The organism is Ideonella alba (assembly GCF_018069845.1).
Classification (GTDB): domain Bacteria; phylum Pseudomonadota; class Gammaproteobacteria; order Burkholderiales; family Burkholderiaceae_C; genus Ideonella; species Ideonella alba.
The window spans coordinates 95,363-119,921 of sequence record NZ_JAGQDD010000009.1; the positions used below are offsets into that span (position 1 = coordinate 95,363).

The 24,559-nt window shown below is 70.4% G+C and carries 22 protein-coding genes and 6 tRNA genes; 24 read left to right on the forward strand and 4 right to left on the reverse strand.

Annotation, left to right across the window (positions count from 1 at the left end; all coding sequences use genetic code 11):
* Nucleotides 1-70 precede the first annotated feature (70 nt).
* The 24 genes from KAK03_RS13650 to KAK03_RS13765 all read left to right on the forward strand — a co-directional run bounded on the left by KAK03_RS13650 (nucleotide 71) and on the right by KAK03_RS13765 (nucleotide 20,912).
* The gene (locus KAK03_RS13650) at nucleotides 71-1,036 is read left to right on the forward strand and encodes a LysR family transcriptional regulator (RefSeq protein WP_210854510.1); all 966 of its coding nucleotides are present in this window, start codon (nucleotides 71-73) and stop codon (nucleotides 1,034-1,036) included.
* A 16-nt stretch (nucleotides 1,037-1,052) separates the two neighbouring features.
* Nucleotides 1,053-2,477 carry a 3-isopropylmalate dehydratase large subunit gene (gene leuC / locus KAK03_RS13655; protein ID WP_210854511.1) on the forward strand — a complete coding sequence of 475 codons (1,425 nt, stop codon included), beginning with the start codon at nucleotides 1,053-1,055 and terminating at the stop codon, nucleotides 2,475-2,477.
* 17 nt (nucleotides 2,478-2,494) lie between these two features.
* Complete coding sequence (locus KAK03_RS13660) at nucleotides 2,495-2,620, forward strand: entericidin A/B family lipoprotein (RefSeq protein ID WP_210801316.1); 126 nt, start codon at nucleotides 2,495-2,497, stop codon at nucleotides 2,618-2,620.
* Nucleotides 2,621-2,622: 2 nt separating this feature from the next.
* Entirely contained in the window at nucleotides 2,623-3,276 is a 654-nt protein-coding gene (gene leuD, locus KAK03_RS13665) for a 3-isopropylmalate dehydratase small subunit (RefSeq protein WP_210854512.1), read from the forward strand.
* A gap of 33 nt (nucleotides 3,277-3,309) precedes the next feature.
* The gene (gene leuB / locus KAK03_RS13670) at nucleotides 3,310-4,422 is read left to right on the forward strand and encodes a 3-isopropylmalate dehydrogenase (RefSeq protein WP_210854600.1); all 1,113 of its coding nucleotides are present in this window, start codon (nucleotides 3,310-3,312) and stop codon (nucleotides 4,420-4,422) included.
* Nucleotides 4,423-4,516: 94 nt separating this feature from the next.
* A complete protein-coding gene (asd, locus tag KAK03_RS13675; RefSeq protein WP_210854513.1) occupies nucleotides 4,517-5,644 on the forward strand; it encodes an aspartate-semialdehyde dehydrogenase in 1,128 nt (375 codons plus the stop codon).
* A 340-nt stretch (nucleotides 5,645-5,984) separates the two neighbouring features.
* A complete protein-coding gene (locus tag KAK03_RS13680; RefSeq protein WP_210854514.1) occupies nucleotides 5,985-8,567 on the forward strand; it encodes a motility hub landmark protein FimV in 2,583 nt (860 codons plus the stop codon).
* A complete protein-coding gene (truA, locus tag KAK03_RS13685) occupies nucleotides 8,557-9,396 on the forward strand; it encodes a tRNA pseudouridine(38-40) synthase TruA (protein WP_247661150.1) in 840 nt (279 codons plus the stop codon). Before KAK03_RS13680 ends, truA begins: the two co-directional genes overlap by 11 nt.
* Nucleotides 9,393-10,055, forward strand: a complete 663-nt coding sequence (locus KAK03_RS13690) for a phosphoribosylanthranilate isomerase (RefSeq protein WP_210854515.1) — start codon at nucleotides 9,393-9,395, stop codon at nucleotides 10,053-10,055. Before truA ends, KAK03_RS13690 begins: the two co-directional genes overlap by 4 nt.
* A gap of 25 nt (nucleotides 10,056-10,080) precedes the next feature.
* The gene (gene trpB / locus KAK03_RS13695; RefSeq protein WP_210854516.1) at nucleotides 10,081-11,292 is read left to right on the forward strand and encodes a tryptophan synthase subunit beta; all 1,212 of its coding nucleotides are present in this window, start codon (nucleotides 10,081-10,083) and stop codon (nucleotides 11,290-11,292) included.
* Nucleotides 11,289-12,101, forward strand: coding sequence for a tryptophan synthase subunit alpha (gene trpA, locus KAK03_RS13700; RefSeq protein WP_210854517.1), 813 nt, complete (start codon nucleotides 11,289-11,291; stop codon nucleotides 12,099-12,101). Before trpB ends, trpA begins: the two co-directional genes overlap by 4 nt.
* A 48-nt stretch (nucleotides 12,102-12,149) precedes the next feature.
* Nucleotides 12,150-13,022, forward strand: a complete 873-nt coding sequence (gene accD / locus KAK03_RS13705; protein WP_210854518.1) for an acetyl-CoA carboxylase, carboxyltransferase subunit beta — start codon at nucleotides 12,150-12,152, stop codon at nucleotides 13,020-13,022.
* A gap of 58 nt (nucleotides 13,023-13,080) precedes the next feature.
* Nucleotides 13,081-14,373, forward strand: coding sequence for a bifunctional tetrahydrofolate synthase/dihydrofolate synthase (gene folC / locus KAK03_RS13710; RefSeq protein ID WP_210854519.1), 1,293 nt, complete (start codon nucleotides 13,081-13,083; stop codon nucleotides 14,371-14,373).
* 70 nt (nucleotides 14,374-14,443) lie between these two features.
* Nucleotides 14,444-15,310 carry an SPOR domain-containing protein gene (locus KAK03_RS13715; protein WP_210854520.1) on the forward strand — a complete coding sequence of 289 codons (867 nt, stop codon included), beginning with the start codon at nucleotides 14,444-14,446 and terminating at the stop codon, nucleotides 15,308-15,310.
* Nucleotides 15,311-15,318: 8 nt separating this feature from the next.
* Nucleotides 15,319-15,831, forward strand: coding sequence for a CvpA family protein (locus KAK03_RS13720; protein WP_210854521.1), 513 nt, complete (start codon nucleotides 15,319-15,321; stop codon nucleotides 15,829-15,831).
* A gap of 40 nt (nucleotides 15,832-15,871) precedes the next feature.
* Entirely contained in the window at nucleotides 15,872-17,389 is a 1,518-nt protein-coding gene (purF, locus tag KAK03_RS13725; RefSeq protein WP_210854522.1) for an amidophosphoribosyltransferase, read from the forward strand.
* 2 nt (nucleotides 17,390-17,391) lie between these two features.
* A complete protein-coding gene (locus KAK03_RS13730) occupies nucleotides 17,392-18,633 on the forward strand; it encodes an O-succinylhomoserine sulfhydrylase (RefSeq protein ID WP_210854602.1) in 1,242 nt (413 codons plus the stop codon).
* Nucleotides 18,630-20,021, forward strand: a complete 1,392-nt coding sequence (gene gltX, locus KAK03_RS13735; protein WP_210854523.1) for a glutamate--tRNA ligase — start codon at nucleotides 18,630-18,632, stop codon at nucleotides 20,019-20,021. The genes KAK03_RS13730 and gltX overlap by 4 nt, the downstream gene beginning before the upstream one ends.
* A 93-nt stretch (nucleotides 20,022-20,114) precedes the next feature.
* Nucleotides 20,115-20,190, forward strand: a tRNA-Ala gene (locus KAK03_RS13740).
* A gap of 42 nt (nucleotides 20,191-20,232) precedes the next feature.
* A tRNA-Glu gene (locus KAK03_RS13745) sits at nucleotides 20,233-20,308 on the forward strand.
* 84 nt (nucleotides 20,309-20,392) lie between these two features.
* Nucleotides 20,393-20,469: transfer RNA gene (locus KAK03_RS13750), tRNA-Asp, on the forward strand.
* An 88-nt stretch (nucleotides 20,470-20,557) separates the two neighbouring features.
* Nucleotides 20,558-20,633, forward strand: a tRNA-Ala gene (locus tag KAK03_RS13755).
* A 42-nt stretch (nucleotides 20,634-20,675) separates the two neighbouring features.
* A tRNA-Glu gene (locus tag KAK03_RS13760) sits at nucleotides 20,676-20,751 on the forward strand.
* A gap of 84 nt (nucleotides 20,752-20,835) precedes the next feature.
* Nucleotides 20,836-20,912, forward strand: a tRNA-Asp gene (locus tag KAK03_RS13765).
* A 105-nt stretch (nucleotides 20,913-21,017) separates the two neighbouring features.
* Here the strand turns inward: KAK03_RS13765 and KAK03_RS13770 are convergent.
* Genes KAK03_RS13770 through KAK03_RS13785 form a run of 4 tightly spaced genes read right to left on the reverse strand, consistent with a single transcriptional unit; the run spans nucleotide 21,018 to nucleotide 24,504 of the window.
* Nucleotides 21,018-21,602, reverse strand: coding sequence for an NnrU family protein (locus KAK03_RS13770; protein WP_210854524.1), 585 nt, complete (start codon nucleotides 21,600-21,602; stop codon nucleotides 21,018-21,020).
* Nucleotides 21,603-21,641: 39 nt separating this feature from the next.
* On the reverse strand, nucleotides 21,642-22,535 hold the full coding sequence (locus KAK03_RS13775) for a DMT family transporter (RefSeq protein ID WP_210854525.1): 894 nt from the start codon (nucleotides 22,533-22,535) through the stop codon (nucleotides 21,642-21,644).
* The gene (locus KAK03_RS13780) at nucleotides 22,532-23,032 is read right to left on the reverse strand and encodes a methylated-DNA--[protein]-cysteine S-methyltransferase (protein ID WP_210854526.1); all 501 of its coding nucleotides are present in this window, start codon (nucleotides 23,030-23,032) and stop codon (nucleotides 22,532-22,534) included. Before KAK03_RS13780 ends, KAK03_RS13775 begins: the two co-directional genes overlap by 4 nt.
* The gene (locus KAK03_RS13785; RefSeq protein WP_210854527.1) at nucleotides 23,029-24,504 is read right to left on the reverse strand and encodes an Ada metal-binding domain-containing protein; all 1,476 of its coding nucleotides are present in this window, start codon (nucleotides 24,502-24,504) and stop codon (nucleotides 23,029-23,031) included. Before KAK03_RS13785 ends, KAK03_RS13780 begins: the two co-directional genes overlap by 4 nt.
* Between the last annotated feature and the right edge of the window lie 55 nt (nucleotides 24,505-24,559).

Here is a 24,559-nt window from a genome sequence, read left to right on the forward strand (position 1 = left end):
TCCCTGGCCGCCTGACCATGGCCACCCGGGGACGGTGCATGCAGCGGTCGCCCCCCATTCCTGTGCTGCGATGCGTTTCGACCTCATCACGCTGAACCTGGTGCTCGCGATCTCCGAGACCCGCAACCTGACGCGGGCGGCGGAGCGCGAGCATCTGGCGCTGGCCGCCGCCAGCAAGCGCCTGAAGGACCTGGAGACCCGCCTGGGCGTGCAACTGTTCGTTCGCCGCGCGCGCGGCGTGGAGCCCACCGAGGCCGGCCGCGCGCTGGTGCGCCACATCCGCGGCCTGCATGCCTCGCTGCATGCGCTGGAGAGCGAGGTGGTCGAGTTCAGCCGCGGCATCAAGGGCCACCTGCGCATCGCCGCCAATGCCGGCGCCATTGCCGAGTGCCTGCCGGCCGACCTGGCCGCCTTCTCGCGCGAGCATCCGCAGATCCGCATCAGCCTGGAGGACCTGACCAGCGCCGAGGTCCAGGCCGCGGTGGCCGATGGCCGCGCCGATGTGGGCATCTTCGCCCAGCCGCTGTCCGACCAGCGCCTGCGCGCCTGGCCCTACCGCGACGGCCAGCTGGCGGTGATCCTGCCGCGCGGCCACGCGCTGGCGGCCGAGCCGGGCGCACTGGCCTTCGAGTCGCTGCTGGACTACGACATCGTCGGCCTGCACATCGGCGCCTCGGTGCACGAGCTGATGCTGCAGCGCGCGCTGGAGCGCGGCCGCACGCTCAACGCCCGGCTGCAGGTGCGCGGCTTCGACGCCATCGCCCAGCTGGTCGACGCCGGCCTGGGTGTGGCCCTGCTGCCGGCGGCGGTGGCCGAGCGCTTCGCCCGGCTGTTCGCGATCGAGGTGCGGCCGCTGCTCGATGCCTGGTCACAGCGCACCTACCTGATCGCCGCGCGCGACCAGGAGGTGCTGCCGGCCGTGGTGCAGCGCTTCGTCGATGCCCTGACACGCGACGTGCCGCTGGTCTCGCCGACCGGCGGCGCATCGCCGACAATCCCTGTCCCGCGCGCACCCCGCGCGACGATTCCTTCCTGACCTTCTCCGGCCTGCCATGACCGCACGCACCCTGTACGACAAGCTGTGGGACGAACACGTCGTCCACACCGAGGAGGACGGCACCGCCGTGCTCTACATCGACCGCCACCTGGTGCACGAGGTCACCAGCCCGCAGGCCTTCGAAGGCCTGCGCGAGGCCGGCCGGCCGGTCTGGCGCACCAGCTCGGTGGTGGCCACCGCCGACCACAACACGCCCACCGACGGCTGGGAGCTGGGCCTGGACGGCATCAAGGACCCGATCTCCAAGGAGCAGGTGGTCACGCTGGACGCCAACATCAAGGCCTTCGGCTCGGCCGCCTACTTCCCGTTCATGAGCAAGCGCCAGGGCATCGTCCACGTGGTCGGCCCCGAGAACGGCGCCACGCTGCCGGGCATGACGGTGGTCTGCGGCGACAGCCACACCTCCACCCACGGCGCCTTCGGCGCGCTGGCGCATGGCATCGGCACCTCCGAGGTCGAGCACGTGCTGGCCACCCAGACCCTGCTCGCCAAGAAGGCGAAGAACATGCTGGTGCGGGTGGACGGCGAACTGGCCCGCGGCCTGACCGCCAAGGACATCGTGCTGGCGATCATCGGCCGGATCGGCACCGCCGGCGGCACCGGCTACACGATCGAGTTCGGCGGCTCGGCCATCCGCGCGCTGAGCATGGAAGGCCGGATGACCGTGTGCAACATGGCGATCGAGGCGGGCGCGCGCGCCGGCCTGGTGGCGGTGGACGACAAGACCATCGACTACGTCAAGGGCCGCCCCTTCGCGCCCCAGGGCGTGGAGTGGGAACTGGCGGTGGCGCACTGGCGCACCCTGCACTCCGACGACGGCGCGCACTTCGACAAGGTGGTGGTGCTCGATGCCGCGCAGATCAAGCCGCAGGTCACCTGGGGCACCAGCCCCGAGATGGTGCTGGCGATCGACGAGCGCGTGCCCGACCCCGACAAGGAGAAGGACGGCGTGAAGCGGGCCGCGATCGAGCGGGCGCTGAGCTACATGGGCCTGGAGCCCAACAAGGCGATCAACGACATCCGCGTCGACAAGGTCTTCATCGGCTCGTGCACCAACAGCCGCATCGAGGACATGCGCGAGGCCGCCGCGGTGGTGCAGCGCGTGGGCGGGCGCATTGCCGCCAACATCCGCCAGGCGCTGGTGGTGCCGGGCTCGGGCCTGGTCAAGGCGCAGGCCGAGGCCGAGGGCCTGGACAAGGTCTTCACCGCCGCCGGCTTCGAGTGGCGCCAGCCCGGCTGCAGCATGTGCCTGGCGATGAACGCCGACCGGCTGGAGCCCGGCGAGCGCTGCGCCAGCACCAGCAACCGCAACTTCGAGGGCCGCCAGGGCAACGGCGGCCGCACCCACCTGGTCAGCCCCGCGATGGCCGCCGCCGCCGCGATGGCCGGCCATTTCGTCGACATCCGTCGCATCGCCTGAACGCAAGGAGCCACCGCATGAAGACCGTGTTCGCCCTGATCGCCGCGCTGTTCGTCCTGGCCGGCTGCAACACCTTCGAGGGCATGGGCAAGGACATCCAGAAGGCCGGCGAGACCATCGAAGGCGCTGCCAAGAAGAAGTAAGCATGGACCAGTTCACCGTACACCAGGGCCTGGTGGCCCCGATGGATCGCGCCAATGTCGACACCGACGCGATCATCCCCAAGCAGTTCCTGAAGTCGATCAAGCGCACCGGCTTCGGCCCGAACCTGTTCGACGAGTGGCGCTACCTGGACAAGGGCGAGCCCGGCCAGGACCCGGCCAGCCGCCGACCCAACCCCGACTTCGTGCTGAACCAGCCGCGTTATGCCGGCGCCAGCATCCTGCTGGCGCGCGACAACTTCGGTTGCGGCTCCAGCCGCGAGCACGCGCCCTGGGCGCTGCAGCAGTACGGCTTCCGCGCCATCATCGCCCCCAGCTTCGCCGACATCTTCTTCAACAACTGCTTCAAGAACGGCGTGCTGCCGATCGTGCTGCCCGAGTCGCAGGTGGCGAAGCTGTTCGACGAGGTGGCGGCCTTCCCGGGCTACACGCTGACGATCGACCTGCCGCGCCAGGTCATCGTCAAGGGCGACGGCAGCGAACTGCCCTTCGAGGTGCAGGCCTTCCGCAAGTACTGCCTGGTCAATGGCTTCGACGACATCGGCCTGACGCTGCGCCACGCCGACAAGATCAAGGCCTACGAGGCCGAGCGCCTGGCGAAGATGCCCTGGCTGGGCACCTCGATGCCGCAGCTCTGAATTCCCGACATTCCAAGAAAGAACACGATGAGCATGAAGATCGCCGTGCTGCCGGGTGACGGCATCGGCACCGAGATCGTCGCCGAGGCGGTCAAGGTCCTGCAGGTGCTGGACCTGCCGCTGGAGATGGAGCAGGCCCCGGTGGGCGGCGCCGCCTACGAACTGCACGGCCACCCGCTGCCCGAGGGCACGCTGAACCTGGCCAAGTCCGCCGACGCCATCCTCTTCGGCGCCGTGGGCGACTGGAAGTACGACAAGCTCGACCGCCCGCTGCGCCCCGAGCAGGCCATCCTGGGTCTGCGCAAGCACCTGGGCCTGTTCGCCAACTTCCGCCCGGCGATCTGCTACGAGCAGCTGGTGGGCGCCTCCAGCCTCAAGCCCGAACTGGTGGCCGGCCTGGACATCCTGATCATCCGCGAGCTGACCGGCGACATCTACTTCGGCCAGCCCAGGGGCCGCCGCACCGCGGTGGACGGCCTGTTCCCCGGCGCCGACGAGGCCTTCGACACGATGCGCTACTCGCGCCCCGAGATCGAGCGCATCGCCCATGTCGCCTTCCAGGCAGCGCGCCAGCGCGGCCGCAAGGTCACCAGCGTCGACAAGGCCAACGTGCTCGAGACCTTCCAGTTCTGGAAGGACGTGGTCATCGAGGTGCATGCCCAGTACCCCGATGTCGAGCTGCAGCACATGTACGTCGACAACGCGGCGATGCAGCTGGTCAAGTCGCCCAAGTCCTTCGACGTGGTGGTGACCGGCAACATGTTCGGCGACATCCTGTCGGACGAGGCCTCGATGCTGACCGGCTCGATCGGCATGCTGCCCTCCGCCTCGCTGAACGACCGCAAGCAGGGTCTGTACGAGCCCAGCCACGGCAGCGCGCCGGACATCGCTGGTAAGGGTATTGCAAACCCGCTGGCTACAATCCTGTCTGCTGCCATGATGCTCCGCTTCTCCCTCCAAGCACCCGAGGCTGCCGACCGCATCGAGTCGGCCGTCAAATCGGTGCTGGCTGCCGGCTACCGTACGCCGGACATCTGGAGCGAAGGCACCCAGAAGGTGGGCACGCGCGAGATGGGTGATGCAGTCGTCGCCGCCCTCATGGGCAACGGCGCGGGCAAAACCATTACCACGATCACCAAGAGCTGACAGCTCGGTTTCGTCTCGCCCCCACACCTGGACCCCGGCGAACGAGCCGGGGAAGTCAGGGGTCCGGGATTGGCTACACACAAGGAAACTGGAAATGGCACTCGTAGGTCTCGTCGGTTGGCGCGGCATGGTCGGTTCGGTCTTGATGGACCGCATGCAGGCCGAGAACGACTTCGCGCACTTTGAACCGCTGTTCTTCTCCACCTCCAATGCCGGCGGTGCCGCCCCGGCGCAGGCGAAGAACGAAACCCGTCTGCAGGACGCGCATGACATCGCCGCGCTCAAGCGCTGCGACATCGTCCTGACCTGCCAGGGGGGCGACTACACCTCGGCCGTCTACCCCAAGCTGCGCGCCGAAGGCTGGAATGGCCACTGGATCGACGCCGCCTCCACGCTGCGCATGGAGAAGGACGCCGTCATCGTGCTGGACCCGGTGAACATGCCCGTCATCAAGGACGCGCTGGCCAAGGGCGGCAAGAACTGGATCGGCGGCAACTGCACCGTCAGCTGCATGCTGATGGGCGTGGGCGCGCTGTACAAGGCCGGTCTGGTCGAGTGGATGTCCACCCAGACCTACCAGGCCGCCTCGGGCGGCGGTGCGCAGCACATGCGTGAGCTGCTGACCCAGTACGGCACCCTCAACGCCGAGGTCAAGGCCCTGCTGGACGACCCGAAGAGCGCCATTCTGGAAATCGACCGCAAGGTGATCGCCAAGCAGCGTGCCCTGTCGGGCGCCGAGACCGCCAACTTCGGCGTGCCGCTGGGCGGCTCGCTGATCCCCTGGATCGACAAGGACCTGGGCAACGGCCAATCCAAGGAAGAGTGGAAGGGCATGGCCGAGACCAACAAGATCCTCGGCCTGGGCGAGGGCTTCAGCGCTCCCGCGGTGCCGGTGGACGGTTTCTGCGTCCGTGTGGGCGCGATGCGCTGCCACAGCCAGGCCCTGACCCTGAAGCTGAAGAAGGACGTGCCGGTGGCGGATCTGGAAGCCATGATTGCCGCCGACAACGAGTGGGTGAAGGTGGTGCCCAACACCCGCGAGGCCACGCTCCGGGACCTGACGCCGGTGGCCGTGACCGGCACCATGACCATCCCGGTGGGTCGCATCCGCAAGCTGGCCATGGGCCCCGAGTACGTCGGCGCCTTCACCATCGGCGACCAGCTGCTGTGGGGCGCCGCCGAGCCGCTGCGCCGCATGCTGCGCATCCTGCTGGCCCAGTGAGTGCCACCACCGGCGCCGAAGCGGGCGCCGGATGTCCGAGCCGTCCATGACCCGCCTGCGCGGGCTGGCGGCCGGGCCTGTTGCAAGTCGTTGCCACTCGTTGCCGTCTGGCAACGATAAAGGCGCTGCGCTGCGGGCAAACAGCGCGACCGGCATCAACTCAGGTTTTGGATGAGCTTGCGAGCCTATATGCTTGCTGCTATGGTGTTTTCTCGCCTTGGTGCGACCAGGGGGTCGTGCGGGGCTGCAGAAAACCATCGATGACGGCGCAGCCGCCCAGGCGTCTGTGCCCAGCGTTGTCGGAGACGCCTTGAAGAACACCACCACAACGTCCGCGGGAATGGCCCTGTCCAGCCTGGCGATCGCGGCCTGGCTGGCGCTGTCCGCGCCCGCCGCCGAGGCCCTGGGCCTGGGGCGCCTGAGCGTGCGTTCCGCGCTGGGCGAGCCGCTGCGCGCCGAGATCGACATCAGCAGCATCACGCCCGAGGAAGCCGACACGCTCAAGGCCGTGCTGGCCTCGCCCGAGTCCTTCCGCTCGGCCGGGGTCGAGATGAACCCGGCGCTGCAAGGTGTCCAGGTGACGCTGGTGCGGGGCGCCGATGGCCGCCCGGTACTGCGCATGGCGGGTGACCGCGCCGTCAGCGAGCCCTTCCTGGACGTCATCCTGGACCTCAGCTGGGCCTCGGGCCGCCTGCAGCGGTCCTACACGCTGCTGATCGATCCGCCGATCAAGCCGGCCCCAGCACCCGCGCCACAGACCGCTCCGGTGATGTCCAACGCGCCGGCGCAGGCGCCGGTGGCCCGCCCGGTGCGGCCGCAGCCCGCGCCCAGCGCCGAGCCGGTGGCGCCGACGGCGGCCTCGGCCCCCGCAGCCCGTCCGCCGGCACCGACCCCGCCCAGCACCCCGGCGGCACCGGCGGCGCCGACCCAGGGCTACCGTGTGAAGAGCGGCGACACGCTCTCCAGCATCGCCAACGCCAACGCACGGCCTGGCGTGTCGCTGGACCAGATGCTGGTGGCCCTGTACCGCGGCAACCCCGACGCCTTCGTTGGCAACAACATGAACCGCCTCAAGGCCGGCGTCGTGCTCGACGTGGCCGAGGCCCAGGCCCGTGCCGGCGAGATTCCGGCGGCCGAGGCGCGCCGGGTGTTCCAGGCGCAGAGCGCCGATTTCGCCGCCTTCCGTCAGCGCCTGGCCGGCGCCGCGCCGGTGGTCAAGTCGGCCGAGCCGCCGCGCCAGGCCCAGGGCAAGGTCGATGCCGCGGTCAAGGACCGCAAGACCGACAGCGCGCCCACGCCGGATCAGCTCAAGCTCTCCAAGGGCGGTCTGAAGGCCGCCAGCGCGCCCGAAGCCAAGATCTCCAAGGACACCGAGCGCAAGGCCGCCGAGGCGCGCATGTCCGAGCTGACGCGCAACGTCGAGGAGCTCAAGCGCCTGTCTTCTGGCGCTTCTGCGGTGGGCAAGGCAGCGTCTGCGCCGGCGCAGCCGCCGGTGGCGGTGACCAAGCCGGTGACGCCGCCTCCACCCCCGCCGCCTCCGCCGCCTCCGCCGGCGCCGGCCGCCTCGGTGGCCCCGCCGCCGGTCGTGGCCAGTGCGCCGGCCTCGGCCGCGGCGCCCGCGTCGGCGGCGGCACCGTCAGCGTCGGCCGCGCCTGCGGTGGCCGAGCCGGCCTCGGCCGCGGCATCGCGCCCGCCGCGCCCGCCGGAGCCGGCCCCCGCCGCCGAACCCGGCGTGCTGGACTCGCTGAGCGAGAACCCCTTCGTGCTGCTGCTGGGCGTGGGCCTGGTGGCGCTGCTGGCCGGCTGGGGCGTGATGCGCCTGCGCCGCCGCGGCCAGGAGGGCGCCGGCGAGACCTCGTTCATCGAGAGCAAGCTCCAGCCCGATTCCTTCTTCGGCGCCTCTGGCGGCCAGCGGGTCGACACCCGCGACGGTGCCACCAGCGCGGCCGCGTCCTCGTCGCTGAGCTACTCGCTGAGCCAGCTCGATGCGATCGGCGATGTCGACCCGGTGGCCGAAGCCGACGTCTACCTCGCCTATGGCCGCGACCTGCAGGCCGAGGAGATCCTCAAGGAAGCCCTGCGCACCGACCCGGCCCGCGCCGCGATCCGCACCAAGCTGCTCGAGGTCTATGCCAAGCGCGCCGATGCCGAGGCCTTCATGCAGCAGGCGCGCCAGCTGCACGAGATGACCGGCGGTCAGGGCGAGGACTGGGCGCGTGCGGCGGAACTGGGTCGACAGATCGATCCGGCCGAGCCGATGTTCGCGGCCAACGAGGACATGCTGCCGGCCACCGCCTCCTTGGTGGACGACAGCGCGCCCCCCGCCGCCGTCGAGCCCGACCCACTGCCCGAACCCGACCCGGTGCCCGCCGCCGCGGCCGCGCCGGCCGGTCCTTCGTCCACCTACGACATCGACATCGACCTCGATTCCCCGTCGCAGCTCAGCGGCCTCGAGAACACCCGGCCGATGACCGGCTCCGAGCCGACGATGGACCTGGGCGAGCCCTCGGTCCACGGCATGCTCGACGACGACCCGGTGACCACCCGCCGCGGCCAGCTCGACGAGCTGGACCTGGGCGAGGCGACCACGCCCAGCGCCTTCGACGCGCTGGCGCCTGAACTGCCACCGGCCGTCGCCCCGGCGCCCGCGCCGCGCGACGCCCAGCCCTCGGCACCGGTGGACTTCGACTTCGGCGACCTGTCGCTCGACCTGCCCAATGAGCCGGCCGCGCCGCCGCCGCCGCCCAGCGGCGATGACCTGGACGCCGGCAGTGGCGATCCGCTGCAGCGCAAGATCGAGCTGGCCGACGAGTTCCGCCGCATCGGTGACATCGAAGGTGCCCGCGACCTGCTCCAGGAAGTGATCGAGAAGTCCGATGGCGCGCTGAAGGCCCGCGCCCAGAGCCTGCTGGATGAGCTCTGAGCCCGTGCCGTCGCCCATGGGCGACGGTCGGGCGGGGCGGCCACTGCGGCGCATCGCGCTGGGCGTGGCCTACCGTGGCGAGGCCTACCACGGCTGGCAGAGCCAGCCGGGCGGACGCACCGTGCAGGACCACCTGGAGCAGGCGCTGTCGCAGTTCGCCGCGCAGCCGGTGCACACCGTCTGCGCCGGCCGCACCGACACCGGGGTGCATGCGCTGAACCAGGTGGTTCACTTCGACACGCCACTGGCGCGTGAGGACTTCTCCTGGGTACGCGGCACCAACCGCTACCTGCCGAATGACATCGCCGTGCAGTGGTGCCGCGAGGTGCCGCCGCACTTCCATGCGCGCAACGGCGCGCGTGGCCGGCGCTACCGCTACCTGCTGCTGGAGTCGCCGGTGCGCCCGGCGATCGAGCGCGGCGGCTGCGGCTGGAGCTTCCGGCCGCTCGATGCCGATGCGATGCGCGCCGCCGCCGCTCACCTGGTGGGCGAGCACGACTTCACCTCCTTCCGCTCGTCGGAGTGCCAGGCGGCGTCGCCGGTGAAGCAGCTGCACGCCATCCGCATCGATCAGCGCGGCGCCTACTGGCGCTTCGAGTTCGACGGCATCGCCTTCCTGCACCACATGGTGCGCAACATCATGGGTTGCCTGGTGGCGGTGGGCGCCGGCACCCGCCCGCCCGGCTGGATGGCCGAGGTGCTGGCCGCGCGATCGCGTGACGCCGCCGCACCCACCTTTGCCCCGGACGGCCTGTACTTCCTGGGGCCCCGCTACGATGCCGGGTTCGGCCTGCCGGAGCACACGGCGGCCATGGACTGGATGCCATGAACCCCCTGACACCGCGCACCCGCATCAAGATCTGCGGCCTGACCCGCGAGGCCGACGTCGACGCCGCCGTCACCGCTGGCGCCGATGCGATCGGCTTCGTGCTCTACCCGAAGAGCCCTCGCGCCGTCACGGCGGCGCGCGCGGGCGACCTGGCGCGCCGTCTGCCGCCTTTCGTGACACCGGTGCTGCTGTTCGTCAACGCCACCGCCGACGAGATCGCCGCCGGCCTGGCGGCGGTGCCGCAGGCCCTGCTGCAGTTTCATGGCGACGAGCCCCCCGAGGCCTGCACCGCGCCCGGCCGACCCTACCTGCGGGCGGCCCGGATGGCGCCGGGCGTCGATTTGCTAGACTTGGCGGCTCGCCACCCCAGCGCCCAGGCGCTGCTGCTCGACGCCCATGTCGAGGGCTACGGGGGCGGCGGAAAGGCGTTCGATTGGTCTCTCATACCGCCCGGCGTTCCCTGTCCGGTCGTTTTGTCTGGTGGGTTGAATCCTGCAAGCGTGATCGATGGGGTGATGCACGTCCGGCCCTGGGCCGTTGACGTGAGCTCCGGCGTGGAGAGCGCCAAGGGCATCAAGGACGCCGCGCTGATGCACTGCTTCTGCCAGGCGGTGCGCGAGGCCGATGCCCGAGTCGCCCAGGCCAGCGCCGGCACCTGAACGCTGCATTCCAAGGATTCCTGTCATGTATGAGTACCAGCAGCCCGATGCATCGGGCCACTTCGGTCCGTACGGCGGCAGCTTCGTCTCCGAGACGCTGACCCATGCGCTCGAGGAACTGAAGGCCGCCTACGCCCACTACCGCAACGATCCCGAGTTCCGCCGCGAGTTCGAGGACGAGCTCAAGCACTTCGTTGGCCGTCCCAGCCCGATCTACCACGCCGCGCGCCTGTCGCGCGAGGTGGGCGGCGCGCAGATCTACCTCAAGCGCGAAGACCTGAACCACACCGGCGCGCACAAGGTGAACAACACCATCGGCCAGGCCCTGCTGGCCCGCCGCATGGGCAAGCCGCGCGTGATCGCCGAGACCGGCGCCGGCCAGCACGGCGTGGCCACCGCCACCATCTGCGCCCGCTACGGCCTGGAGTGCATCGTCTACATGGGCAGCGAGGACGTGAAGCGCCAGAGCCCCAATGTCTACCGCATGCACCTGCTGGGCGCCAAGGTGGTGCCGGTCGAGAGCGGCTCCAAGACGCTGAAGGACGCGCTCAACGAAGCGCTGCGCGACTGGGTCACGAACGTCGAGAACACCTTCTACATCATCGGCACCGTGGCCGGCCCGGCGCCGTACCCCGAGATGGTGCGCGACTTCCAGCGCGTCATCGGCGACGAATGCCTGCAGCAGATGCCCGAGTACTTGGGCGCCGGCCGCCAGCCCGATGCGGTGGTGGCCTGCGTGGGTGGCGGCAGCAATGCGATGGGCATCTTCTACCCCTACATCCCCCACGAGCAGGTGCGCCTGATCGGCGTGGAGGCCGCAGGCGATGGCCTGGATACGGGCCGCCATGCCGCCAGCATCTCGGCTGGCAGCCCCGGCGTGCTGCACGGCAACCGCACCTACCTGCTGCAGGACGAGAACGGCCAGATCATCGAGACCCATTCGGTCTCGGCTGGCCTGGACTACCCTGGCGTCGGCCCCGAGCACGCCTACCTGCACGACATCGGCCGCGCCGAATACGTGGGCTGCACCGACGCCGAGGCCATGGCCGCCTTCCACCGCCTGTGCCGCACCGAAGGCATCATCCCGGCGCTGGAATCCAGCCATGCAGTGGCCTACGCCATGAAGCTGGCCGCCACGATGCGCCCCGACCAGCATGTGCTGGTCAACCTCAGCGGCCGCGGCGACAAGGACATCAACACCGTGGCCAGGCTGGCCGGCCTGGAGGGCATTGCATGAGCCGCATCGCAGCCACCTTCGCGGCCCTGAAGGCCGATGGTCGCAAGGCCCTGATTCCCTATGTCTGCGCCGGTGACCCGCATGCCGACGGTACGGTCGAAGTGATGCTGGCGCTGGCCGACGGCGGCGCCGACGTGATCGAGCTGGGCGTGCCCTTCTCGGACCCGATGGCCGACGGCCCGGTGATCCAGAAGGCCGCCGAGCGCGCGCTGGCGCGCGGCATCGGCATGGCCCAGGTGCTGGCAATGGTGCGGGACTTCCGCGCCCGCAACGCCGACACCCCGGTGGTGCTGATGGGCTACGCCAACCCGGTGGAGCGCTACGACCAGAAGCACGGCGGCGGCGCCTTCGTGAAGGACGCGGCGGCCGCAGGGGTGGATGGCGTGCTGATCGTCGACTACCCGCCCGAGGAGTGCGGTGCCTTTGCGCAGGCGCTGCAGGCGCACGGCCTGGACCTGATCTTCCTGCTGGCGCCCACCTCCACCGAGCAGCGCATGCGCCTGGTCGGCGAGATCGCCACCGGCTACGTCTACTATGTCTCGCTCAAGGGCGTGACCGGCGCCGGGAACCTGGACACCGACGCGGTGGCGGCCGCCGTGCCGCGCATCCGCCAGCATGTGAAGGTGCCGGTGGGCGTGGGTTTCGGCATCCGCGATGCGGCGTCTGCGCAGGCGGTGGGGCGGGTCTCGGACGGCGTGGTCATCGGCTCGCGCCTGATCCAGATCCTGGAAACCCAAACGCGCGACAATGCGCCCGCGGCGGCCCGCGCCTTCATGGCCGAGATCCGCACCGCGCTGGACAGCCTCTGAAGGCTTTCTGGCAGACTACTGGACCGAATCGTTGAGGAGCCTTGATCGATGAGCTGGCTTGAGAAACTGCTGCCACCGAAGATCCAGCACACCGACCCGAGCGAACGCCGCTCGGTGCCGGAAGGCCTGTGGATCAAGTGCCCCTCGTGCGAATCGGTGCTCTACAAGACCGATCTGGAGAGCAACCTCAACGTCTGCCCCAAGTGCGACCACCACCACCGCATCGGGGCGCGCGCGCGCCTTGATGCGTTCCTTGACGCCGAAGGCCGCTACGAGGTGGGCCATGAGGTGCTGCCGGTCGATGCGCTGAAGTTCAAGGACAGCAAGAAGTACCCCGAGCGCCTGAAGAGCGCGCTGGAAACCACCGGCGAGACCGACGCGCTGATCGTCATCGGCGGCGCGGTGATGAGCATGCCGGTGGTCGCCGCCTGCTTCGAATTCGACTTCATGGGCGGCTCGATGGGCTCGGTCGTGGGCGAGCGCTTCGTGCGCGGCGTCGAGACCGCGATCGAGCAGAAGGTGCCCTTCATCTGCTTCACCGCCACCGGTGGCGCGCGCATGCAGGAAGGCCTGTTCAGCCTGTTCCAGATGGCCAAGACCAACGCCTCGCTGACCCGCCTGGCCAAGGCCCGCCTGCCCTACATCAGCGTGCTGACCGACCCCACGATGGGCGGTGTGTCGGCCTCGTTCGCCTTTGTGGGCGACGTGGTGATCGCCGAGCCCAAGGCGCTGATCGGTTTCGCCGGCCCGCGGGTGATCGAGAACACCGTGCGCGAGAAGCTCCCTGAGGGCTTCCAGCGCGCCGAGTTCCTGCTGGAAAAGGGCGCGGTCGACATGATCCTGGACCGCCGCCAACTGCGCCAGGCGATTGCCCACCAACTGGCCATGCTGCAGCGCCAGAGCGCTGACGCCGTCGCCTGACCCTGTTCACCCCCCGTCCCGCCCCGGTGCGACACCGTCGCCCGGGGCGCTGTCTTTGATGAGCTCGCTGCCCACCACGCTGGCAGGATGGCTCGCCCACTGCGAGCGCCTGCACCCCACCGAGATCGAGATGACCCTCGACCGTGTCCGCACGGTCAAGGAACGCCTGGGCCTGCGCTTCGACTGCCCGGTGATCAGCGTCGCCGGCACCAATGGCAAAGGCTCGACCTGCGCCATGCTCGACAGCATCGCCCGCGCCGCCGGCTACCGCGTGGGGCTGTTCAGCAAGCCGCACCTGGTGCACTTCGAGGAGCGCTGCCGGGTGGACGGCGAGATGGTCAGCGGCGAGTCGCTGGTCGAGCACTTCGCGGCGGTCGAAGCCGCGCGCGGCGACGTCAGCCTGACCTACTTCGAGTTCACGCTGCTGGCCATTGCCCGGCGCCTGATCGCCGCCCAGCCCGAGCTCGTGATCCTGGAGGTGGGCCTGGGCGGCCGACTGGATGCGGTGAATGCCTTCGATGCCGACGTGAGCGTGATCACCTCGATCGACATCGACCACGTGGCCTTCCTGGGCCCCGACCGCGAGAGCATCGGCCGCGAGAAGGCCGGCATCCTGCGCGCCGGCCGGCCGGCCATCGTCTCCGACCCCGTGCCGCCGGCCAGCGTGCTGCGGGCCGCTGAAGCGCTGGGTGCCGACCTGTGGCTGATGGGCCGCGACTACAACCAGCAGGGCGACCGCCAGCAGTGGTCGTGGAGTGGGCGAGGGCGGCGCTACCACGCGCTGGGCCACCCGGCGCTGCGCGGCGCCAACCAGCTGCTCAACGCCAGCGGGGCGATCGCCGCGCTCGAGGCGCTGCGCGACCGCCTGCCCATCAATGCCCAGGCGCTGCGCGTGGGCCTGGCCTCGGTGGAACTGCCGGGGCGCTTCCAGATCGTGCCGGGCCAGCCGGCGCTGGTGCTGGACGTGGCCCACAACGACCAGAGCGTTGCCGCGCTGGCGCTGAACCTCGACCAGATGGGCTTCTTCCCGCGCACCCGGGCGGTGTTCGGCGCGATGCACGACAAGGACCTGGCGGCGGTGGTGGCGCGGCTGGCGCCGCTGGTCGATGCCTGGCACCTGACCGATCTGCCGCTGCCCCGCGCCGCCCGCGCCGCGGATCTGGCGGCGGTGGTGCGCCAGGTCCGCGCCGACGTGCCGGCGCAGACCCACCCGGACCCGGCTGCCGCACTGGCCGCGGCCCTCGAAGCCTCGGACCCGGCTGATAGAATCGTGGTCTTCGGCTCCTTCCTGACCGTGGGCGGCGTGCTGAAGGACGGCGTGCCCCGGTTGAGCGCTCCCCACAAGGGCTGACCGGCGTCGCCGTGACGCCTGCGGATGGTCGGGGCGTTTGCCGCTCCGCCCACCTGCCCGACGCGTCCGCATGGCCTTGCCACCGTTCCTGACCTCCCTGTTCAAGAAGTCACCCGCTGCGGCCCCTGCGTCGATGCTGGATGCCGCCGAGGTGGTGCGCGAGGCCCGCAGCCGTGCCCGACGCCGCCTGATCGGGGCCAGCGTGCTGCTGGGCTTGGGCATCATCGGCCTGCCGCTGCTGTTCGAGAGCCGGCCGCGGCCGATTCCGGTGGACCTGCCGATCGAGATTCCTGCCCGCGAAGGAGCGCCGGCGCTGAACGCCCCGGTGGCCCGCGCGGATGCGCGCCGCCCCGAAGCCCGCCCCGCCGAGCCGATCGACGAGCCGGTGCTGCCGGCCTCGGCCGCCTCGGCCAGCGCCAAGCCGGCGGCCGCCAAGCCGTCCGCACCGGCCGACACCAAACCGTTGACGCCGCCGCCGGTGGCGTCGACGCCGGCCAAGCCGGTCGCCAAACCCGAGGTCAAGCCCGAAGCCAAACCCGAGGTCAAGCCGCCGGTTCCGCCCGCGTCCAAGCCCGAGGCCAAGCCGCCCGCCAGGCCCGAGCCCAAGCCGGAGGCCAAGCCCCCCGCCAAGCCGGAGGCCAAGGTCGAGCCCAAGCCCGCCGCCAAGCCCGACGCCAAGACCGACACCAAGCCGGCCGCGGCCGACGAAGGCCGCTACGTGGTCCAGATCGGCGCCTTCGCCGAGGTGGGCAGCGCGCGTGAGGCGCGCATGAAGGTCGAGGGCATGGGCCTGAAGACCTACACCCAGGTGATCGATTCGGCCACCGGCCGACGCATCCGCGTGCGCGTCGGCCCCTACGCCACCAAGGCCGAGGCCGACAAGGCCGCGGCCCGCATCAAGGCGGGCGGCCTGCAAGCCGCCGTGCTGGTGCTCTGAGGTCGCCCGTGGGCCCGGAACACGCCGCCACCACCGCCTGGCTGGGCCTGGGCTGGGTCGATGTCACCCTGGCCGGACTCGGCCTGATCTCGGTGCTGGTGGGGCTGTGGCGTGGCCTGGTCTATGAGCTGCTGTCGCTGGCGGCCTGGGTGATGGCCTGGCTGGTGGCCCTGAACTGGGGGCCGGATCTGGCGGCCCGCCTGCCGCTGAACGAGACCGGCACCGCGCCCCGCGTGGCCCTGGGCTATGCGCTGTGTTTCATGGGCACGCTGCTGCTGGGCGCGCTGCTGGCGCGGCTGCTGCGCATGCTGGTGGCGGCCACGCCACTGCGCTGGATCGATCGCCTGCTGGGCGCTGTCTTTGGTGCGGCGCGCGGCGCGCTGCTGCTGCTGGCCGTGGTCATCGTGGTCGGCTGGACGCCGCTGTCGCGCTCGGCGGCGTGGCAGTCCTCGCAGGTCGTCGCGTGGTTGGGGCAGGCCGGGGCCGTGTGGCAGGCCTGGCGTCCCCAGAGCACCCGCTGACCTCTCTCGGATTCTTTTCGCTTTTCAGGACGGACCTCCCATGTGCGGCATCGTCGGTGTCATCTCCAAGCAACCGGTCAATCAGCTGATCTATGACGCGCTGCTGCTGCTGCAGCACCGCGGCCAGGACGCGGCCGGCATCGTCACCATGCAGGGCACCAAGTGCTACATGCACAAGGCCCGCGGCATGGTGCGCGACGTCTTCCGTACCCGCAACATGCGGGCCCTGCCAGGCCATGTGGGCCTGGGCCAGGTGCGCTACCCCACGGCGGGCAATGCCTACAGCGAGGAAGAGGCGCAGCCCTTCTACGTCAACGCGCCCTTCGGCATCGTGCTGGTGCACAACGGCAACCTGACCAATGCGATGGCGCTGAAGGACGAGTTGTTCGACATCGACCGCCGCCACATCAACACCGAGAGCGACACCGAGGTGCTGATCAACATCCTCGCGCACGAGCTGGAGATGGCCGCGCGCGACCTGCCGCTGACGCCCGAGGAGATCTTCAAGGCCGTGGGCGCGGTGCACCAGCGCATCAAGGGCTCGTATGCGGTGGTGGCGCTGATCGCCGGCCACGGTCTGCTGGCCTTCCGTGATCCGCATGGCATCCGGCCGCTGTGTTACGGCGTCTCGGGCGATGGCTCCGAGGTGATGCTGGCCAGCGAGTCGGTGGCGCTGGAAGGCACCGGCCACCGCTTCGTGCGCGACATCGCGCCGGGCGAGGCGGTCTTCATCACCACCGAGGGCCAGCTGCACAGCCAGCAGTGTGCCAAGGACCCGCAGCTGCACCCCTGCATGTTCGAGTACGTCTACCTGGCGCGGCCTGATTCGGTGATCGACGGCATCTCGGTCTACCAGGCGCGGCTGAACATGGGCGAGACGCTGGCCCAGCGCCTGATCTCCACCATGCCGCCCAGCGAGATCGACGTGGTGATCCCGATCCCCGAGTCCAGCCGGCCCAGCGCCATGCAGCTGGCGCACAAGATCGGCAAGCCCTACCGCGAGGGCTTCGTGAAGAACCGCTATGTGGGCCGCACCTTCATCATGCCCGGCCAGAGCGTGCGCAAGAAGAGCGTGCGCCAGAAGCTCAACGCGATCGGCCTGGAGTTCAAGGGCCGCAACGTGCTGCTGGTGGATGACTCCATCGTGCGCGGCACCACCTCCAAGGAGATCGTGCAGATGGCCCGCGAGGCCGGTGCCAACAAGGTCTACATGGCCTCGGCCGCGCCGCCGGTGAAGTACCCCAATGTGTATGGCATCGACATGCCCACGCAGGAGGAACTGATCGCCCATGACCGCACGATGGAAGAGATCCGCGCCTATATCGGCGCCGACGCGCTGATCTACCAGGACGTCGATGCGATGAAGCGCGTCGTGGGTGCGCTGAACCCGTCGATCAAGGGCTTCGAGGCCTCGTGCTTCGACGGCACCTACATCACCGGTGACGTCAGCGTGGCCGACTTCGCCGCGATGAAGGCGCAGCGCGCCGCGCAGCCGGGTGACGAGGAAGACGCCGAGTCGCGCAGCCGCCTGGCGCTGCAGAGCCGGAGCGATGCATGACGATGGAGAGCGACGAAGAGCGCCGCATCGCCCGCGCCCGCCTGCCCGAGGGCGTGCGCCCCGAGACGCTGGCCGTGCGCGCCGCGCTGGCGCCCAGCCAGCATGGCGAGAACTCCGAGGGCCTGTTCCTCACCAGCGCCTATGTCCAGCCCGACGCGGCCACCTCGGCCAAGCGCTTCGCCGACATGCTGGACTTCACCTACTCGCGCACCAGCAACCCCACGGTGCGCAGCCTGGAGATGCGCCTGGCGGCGATGGAGGGCGCCGAAGCGGCCATCGCCACCACCACCGGCATGAGCGCGATCCTGCTGCTGATCATGGGCCTGTTGAAGGCGGGCGACCACGTGGTGTGCTCGCGCTCGGTGTTCGGCTCGACGATCGGCCTCTTTGGCAAGGAGTTCGCCAAGTTCGGCGTCGAGACCAGCTTCGTCGCGCAGACCGACCTGGCCGATTGGCGCGCCGCGATGCGGCCCACCACCAAGCTGCTGTTCGCCGAAACCCCCACCAACCCGCTGACCGATGTCTGCGACATCGCCGCGCTGGCCGGGATCGCCCACGCCGGCGGCGCGCTGCTGGCGGTGGACAACACCTTCTGCACGCCCGCACTGCAAAGGCCGCTGTCGCTGGGCGCGGATGTGGTGATGCACGCCGCCACCAAGTACCTGGATGGCCAGGGACGTGTGATGGCTGGCGCGTTGTGCGGCAGCGAGGCGCTGATCAACGGCATCATGGCGCCGGTGCTGCGCACCGTGGGCATGACGCTGTCGCCGTTCAACGCCTGGGTGGTGCTCAAGGGCCTGGAGACCCTGCACCTGCGGATGAAGGCGCAGAGCGATCAGGCGCTGGCCGTGGCCCGCTGGCTGGCGGCGCGGCCCGAGGTGGCGCGCGTCTACTACCCCGGCCTGGCCACCCACCCGCAGCACGACCTGGCCATGCGCCAGCAGTCGGGCCTGGGCGGCGCGGTGCTGTCCTTCGACCTGCAGGCTGACACGCCCGAGGCCGCGCGCGCACGCGCCTTCCACGTGATCGACAGCACCCGCGTGCTGAGCATCGCCACCAACCTGGGCGACACCAAGTCCATCATCACCCACCCGGCGACCACCTCGCACGGCCGGCTGTCCGAGACGCAGCGCCAGGCCGCCGGCATCGGCCAGGGCATGGTCCGCCTGGCCGTCGGCCTGGAACACGTCGACGACATCACCGACGATCTGCTGCGCGGCCTGGCCACGCTTCCCACCGCATGACTTCCAAGATCCGCACCCGCATCGCCCCGTCGCCCACCGGCTTTCTGCACCTGGGCACCGCGCGCACCGCGCTGTATTCGTGGGCCTATGCCCGCCACCACGGTGGCGAGTTCGTCCTGCGCATCGAGGACACCGATGTCGCCCGCTCCACCCAGGACTCGGTCGACCAGATCCTGCAGTCCATGCACTGGCTGGGCCTGGACTACGACGAGGGTCCGATCTACCAGATGCAGCGCCTGGATCGCTACCAGGCGGTGATCGAGCAGATGCTGGCCGCCGGCAGCGCCTACCGCTGCTACACCACGCCGGCCGAGCTGGATGCGCTGCGCGAGCAGCAGAAGGCGCGTGGCGAGAAGACCGGCTACGACGGCCGCTGGCGCCCTGAGCCCGGCAAGACCCTGCCGCCGGTCCCCGAGGGCGTGCAGCCGGTGATCCGCTTCAAGAACCCGCGCGATGGCGAGGTGCGCTGGGACGACCTGGTCAAGGGCGAGATCGTCATCGCCAACAAGGAGTTCGACGACCTGATCATCCAGCGCGCCGACGGCGTGCCCACCTACAACTTCGCGGTGGTAGTGGACGACTGGGACATGGGCATCACCCATGTCTTCCGCGGCGACGAGCACATCAACAACACGCCCTGGCAGATCAACATCTACCAGGCGCTGGGCGCGCCGCTGCCGCTGTTCGGTCACCTGCCGGTGATTCTGGGCGACGACGGCCTCAAGCTGTCCAAGCGCCGCGGCGCGGTGGCGGTGTCCAACTACGAGGACGGCGGTTACCTGCCCGAGGCGATGCTGAACTACCTGGCCCGCCTGGGCTGGAGCCACGGCGACGACGAGCTGTTCAGCCGCGAGCAGCTGGTGACCTGGTTCGACGGTACGCACCTGAACAAGAGCCCCGCGCAGTGGGATGCGGCCAAGCTCACCTGGGTCAATGCCCACTACATGAAGCAGGCCGACGACACGCGGCTGGCCAGCCTGGTGGCCGCCCAGCTGGCGCGGCGCGGCCATCAGGCCGATGCCGAGCGCCTGGCGCCGATGTGCGCGCTGTTCAAGGACCGCTGCGCCACCACCGTGGAACTGGCCGACTGGCTGGCCATGTATTTCGCCCCGGTGACGCCATCCCCCGAGGACCGGGCCCAGCACGTCACCGACGCGCTCCGGCCCGCGCTGGCCGCGCTGGCCGCCCGACTGCAGACCTGCGCCTGGGAGAAGGCAGCGATCAACCAGGCGATCAAGGACACGATCGGCGAGTTCGGGCTGAAGATGCCGCAACTGGCCATTCCGGTGCGGGTGCTGGTGTGCGGCCGCGCCCAGACGCCGTCGGTCGATGCGGTGCTGGCGCTGTTCTCACGCGAAGAAGTCGTCGCCCGGTTGGCAAACGCGTGATTTCCGGTATATACTGCTAGTCTTCGCTCAACAGCACTGGTGCTGACACAACAGCGACGCGGTACACACCGGGTGGCTCAAGTGGACGGATCCGGGGGTATAGCTCAGCTGGGAGAGCGCTTGCATGGCATGCAAGAGGTCAGCGGTTCGATCCCGCTTACCTCCACCATCCGGCGGCGAACGCACAGAAGCAGGGTTCGTGATGGTTCAGGTCCCCTTCGTCTAGAGGCCTAGGACACGACCCTTTCACGGTTGTAACAGGGGTTCGAATCCCCTAGGGGATGCCAGATTCGCCGCGGTGACTTGCCGCAGCGAGGGCGGCGCAGGCGGTTGATGCCTGGGTGCTTCGGCACCGAAGTTCAGCACCACGCGGAGTGGTAGTTCAGTTGGTCAGAATACCGGCCTGTCACGCCGGGGGTCGCGGGTTCGAGCCCCGTCCACTCCGCCATACGGTTACAGCAGAAAGACCTGCTGGATGAAAGTCCCGCAGGTCTTTTCGTTGGAGCTCCGCTTCGGCGCGCTCGCCTCCAGACCACGGGGGTATAGCTCAGCTGGGAGAGCGCTTGCATGGCATGCAAGAGGTCAGCGGTTCGATCCCGCTTACCTCCACCATCCGGCGGCGAACGCACAGAAGCAGGGTTCGTGATGGTTCAGGTCCCCTTCGTCTAGAGGCCTAGGACACGACCCTTTCACGGTTGTAACAGGGGTTCGAATCCCCTAGGGGATGCCAGATTCGCCGCGGTGACTTGCCGCAGCGAGGGCGGCGCAGGCGGTTGATGCCTGGGTGCTTCGGCACCGAAGTTCAGCACCACGCGGAGTGGTAGTTCAGTTGGTCAGAATACCGGCCTGTCACGCCGGGGGTCGCGGGTTCGAGCCCCGTCCACTCCGCCATCCCTTCCTCGGGAACATCGTCGCGCGCCCACTTCTGGTGGGCGTTGTCGTTTCCGGCCCCCAGGCGGGCCCGGCCAGGCGGCCGGGCCGGCGTCCGAAGCGGGCTCAGCGGGCCCCGAACGGCGCCACGCCGATCAGCACCGCATGGGCCCAGAAGGCGAACGCCGCCCAGGCGAGCGTGCCAACGATCACGACGATCGCCGTCCTGCCCGCACTGCCCGCCGGCCGTTGCACGCCCTGCGCCGCGTCGCGCTGGCGCGCCGCGCGGAAGCACAGCACGGCCCAGACCAGGAAGCTGCCGAACAGCAGCACATCGGCCAGCGTGTTGTTGGCCAGCAGATGCGCCAGCGCCCACAGCTTGGTGCCCAGCAGCATCGGGTGGCCCAGTCGGGCCCGGATGCCGTTGCCAGGCACATAGGCCGCCGCCAGCAGGATGAAGGCCGGCAGTGTCAGCGCCGCCGCCGCGTGGCTCAGGCCCCGCGGCGAGGCCCACAACACCACCGGCTCCTGCCGCGCCAGGCCGTAGCCCCAGCAGATCAGCGCGAAGCCCAGCAGCGAGGCCAGCGAGTACAGGCCCTTGTAGCGGTTCTCGCCCAGCCGGGCCACCCAGGCCGCGCGCGTGGGATCGGCGACGATGCGCACCGAGTGCAGGCCAAGAAAGATCAGCAGTCCGAGAATCAGCAGGGTCATGGCAAGGGCCGTTGGCGTCGATGTCGCGCTTGTACCCGATCAGCGTGACCCGCGCACGAATCCGGTCACCAATCCGGTCACCAGCGCGGTGCCCAGCAGGATCACGCCGCAGGCGGCCACCATCACCGGCGTGATCGCCTCGCCCAGGAACAGCGCACCCCAGAGCACGGCAAAGGCCGGGATCAGGAAGGTCACGCTCATCGCCTGGCTGGCGCCCACATGGGCGATCAGCCGGAAGTACAGGATGTAGGCCACGCCGGTGCAGGCGAACGCCAGCGCCGCCACCGCCAGCCAGGAGGAGGCCGCCGGCGGCGTGGTCGGCCAGGCCCACAGCGCCAGCGGCACCAGCACCGCAGCGGCCGACAACTGGCTGCCGGCGGCCAGCGCCATCGACGGAATGCCTTGCAGGTGCCGCTTGGTGAAGTTGGCCGAGAAGCCGTACATCAGCGTGGCCAGCAGACAGGCTGCCACCGCCAGCGCGGGGCTCACGCCGTGCTCGCCTGGCTTGAAGCTGGCATGGCCGCCGGCCAGCCACAGCACGCCGCCAAAACCCAGCGCCAGGCCCAGCGCCTTGTGCTTCGTGGGGCGGTCGCCCAGCCACCACCAGCCGATCAGCGCGCCCCACAGCGGTGTGGTGGCATTGAAGATCGACGACAGGCCGCCAGTGATCGCCAGCGCCGCCACCCCGTAGCAGACGAAGGGAATCGCCGAGTTGGTCAGTCCCACCAGCGCAATGCGCCGCCAGTGCAGGCGCAACGCCGGCCACTCGCCGCGCGACAGCAGCACCGGCAGCAGCAGCAACGACGCACCCGCGACGCGCAGCCCGGCCAGAGCCAGCGGCCCGAACTCGTGCGCCCCCATGCGGATGAAAAGAAAGCTGGCGCCCCACAGCGCGGCCAGCAGCAACAGTTCGGCGAGGTGGGCAGGCTTCATGAAGGGCGCGATTCTCCGTCCAGCAACGCCTGCTTGCGCGGCAGGCCGCCGGCATAGCCGGTCAGGGACCCATCCTGGCCGGTCACCCGGTGGCAGGGCACCAGCACGCTGACCGGGTTGCGACCCACCGCCGCGCCCACGGCGCGGGCCGCGCGGGGCCGGCCCAGCTGGGCGGCCAGTTCGCCGTAGCGGCGCCGTTGCCCAGGCGGAATGGCCAGCAGGGCCTGCCACACCGCCTGCTGCCAGGCGGTGCCGCCCAGGTCCAGCGGCGGCAGCGCCGGCAGCGGCGCGCCGGGGGCCGACCAGTACCGCGCCAGTGCCGCCTGGGCCTGCCGGATCCAGGGGTGGCCGGGCTGCAGCGGCGCATCGATCGGGCCGGGGTGGTGGGCCTGGCCGTCGAACCACAGGCCTGCCAGACCCTGGGTCGTGACCGCCACGGTCATCGGGCCCAGCGGGGTGTCGATCCGGGCCTGGGCGGCAAAGCGGCGGGTGTTCATCGGGCGGTCTCCTCGGGGCGGTCGACCAGCGACTGCCACAGTTGCATCACGGCGTAGGAACGCCAGGGCCGCCAGGCCTCGGCCAGCGGCAGGGATTGCGCGGCCTTCAGGCCGCCGAGCGCCTTGACCACGCCAGCGTCGGTGGCCGGGAAGGCATCGGGCCAGGCCAGCACGCGCAGCGCGGCCAGCTCGGCGGTCCAGTCGCCCACGCCGGGCAGCGCGCGCAGCCGCGCCAGCGTGTCCTCGACCGGCGCGGCCGGGTGCAGTGCCAGCGTGCCGCTGTCGACGGCACGTGCCAGCGCCTGCAGCGCCGCCACCCGCACCCGCACGATGCCCAGCGTGCCGATCGCCTCGGCGCTGGCCTGGGCCAGCGTGCGCGCATCGGGGAACAGCCGCTCCAGTCCCGACCAGGGCGTGACCAGCGGCTCGCCAAAGCGTTCCACCAGCCGCGCGGCCAGCGTGCAGGCGGCAGCCACCGTGACCTGCTGGCCCAGGATGATGCGCACCAGGGTCTCGAAGCCGTCGATGCAGCCGGGCACGCGCAGCCCGGGTCGCACGGGCACCGGCAGGCTGGCCAGGGTGGTGTCGATGCGCGCCGGATCGGCGTCCAGGTCCAGCAGGTGGCGCACGCGCTCGATCACCGTGCCCAGCGCCGGCGCCAGCGAGGGCGCCACCTCCAGGGCGGCGGCGTCCTCCTCCAGACGCAGCGCGATCCAGCCGCGCAGGGTCTGCCCATGGTGGACCACCGCCAGCGTGCGGCGCCACCAGCCGTCGTCGCCGGAGGCTTCCACGCGCGCCAGCGGGCGCGCGGCCAGGAAGCCCAGCATCGCGGCGCGGTCATACGGTGGCCGCCAGGGCAGGCGCAGCGGACGAACACCGGGGCCGGTGTCGGGCGCGGCGTCGCGCCGCAGGGCGCCGGGGGTGAGCCGGTAGCGCTCGGCGAAGGCGGCATTGAAGCGCCGAAGGCTGCCGAAGCCGCTGGCTGCGGCGACCTGGGTGACCGGCAGCCGGGTGTCGGTCAGCAGCCGCTTGGCCAGCAGCAGGCGCTGGGTGGTCTGCCAGTCGATCGGGCTGACACCCAGGTGGGCCTGGAAGATGCGGCGCAGGTGGCGCTCGGTGATGCCCAGGCGCTCGGCGATGGCCGGCAGCGAGGGCTGTTCGCCCGCGGCCACCGCATGGGTGATCAGCCGCGCCCCGGCCTCGGCCAGGCTGCGCGCGGCGTCGGCGCCCGACAGACCCGGCGCCTGCTCCGGCCGGCAGCGCAGGCAGGGGCGAAAGCCGGCCAGTTCGGCCGCCGCGGCATGGCCGAAGAAGCGGCAGTTCTCGCGCCGCGGCAGCCGCACGCGGCAGACCGGCCGGCAGTAGATGCCGGTGCTGGTGACGCCCACGAAGAAGCGCCCATCAAAACGCGCATCATGGGTCTGCAGCGCCCGGTAGGCGCTGTCGTCATCGAGCGGGCGAAGGTCTGACATGGGCCCATGCTAGCCCGCCCAGGCCGCGGCGCTGGCCGTTTTCGGACCTGTGCCT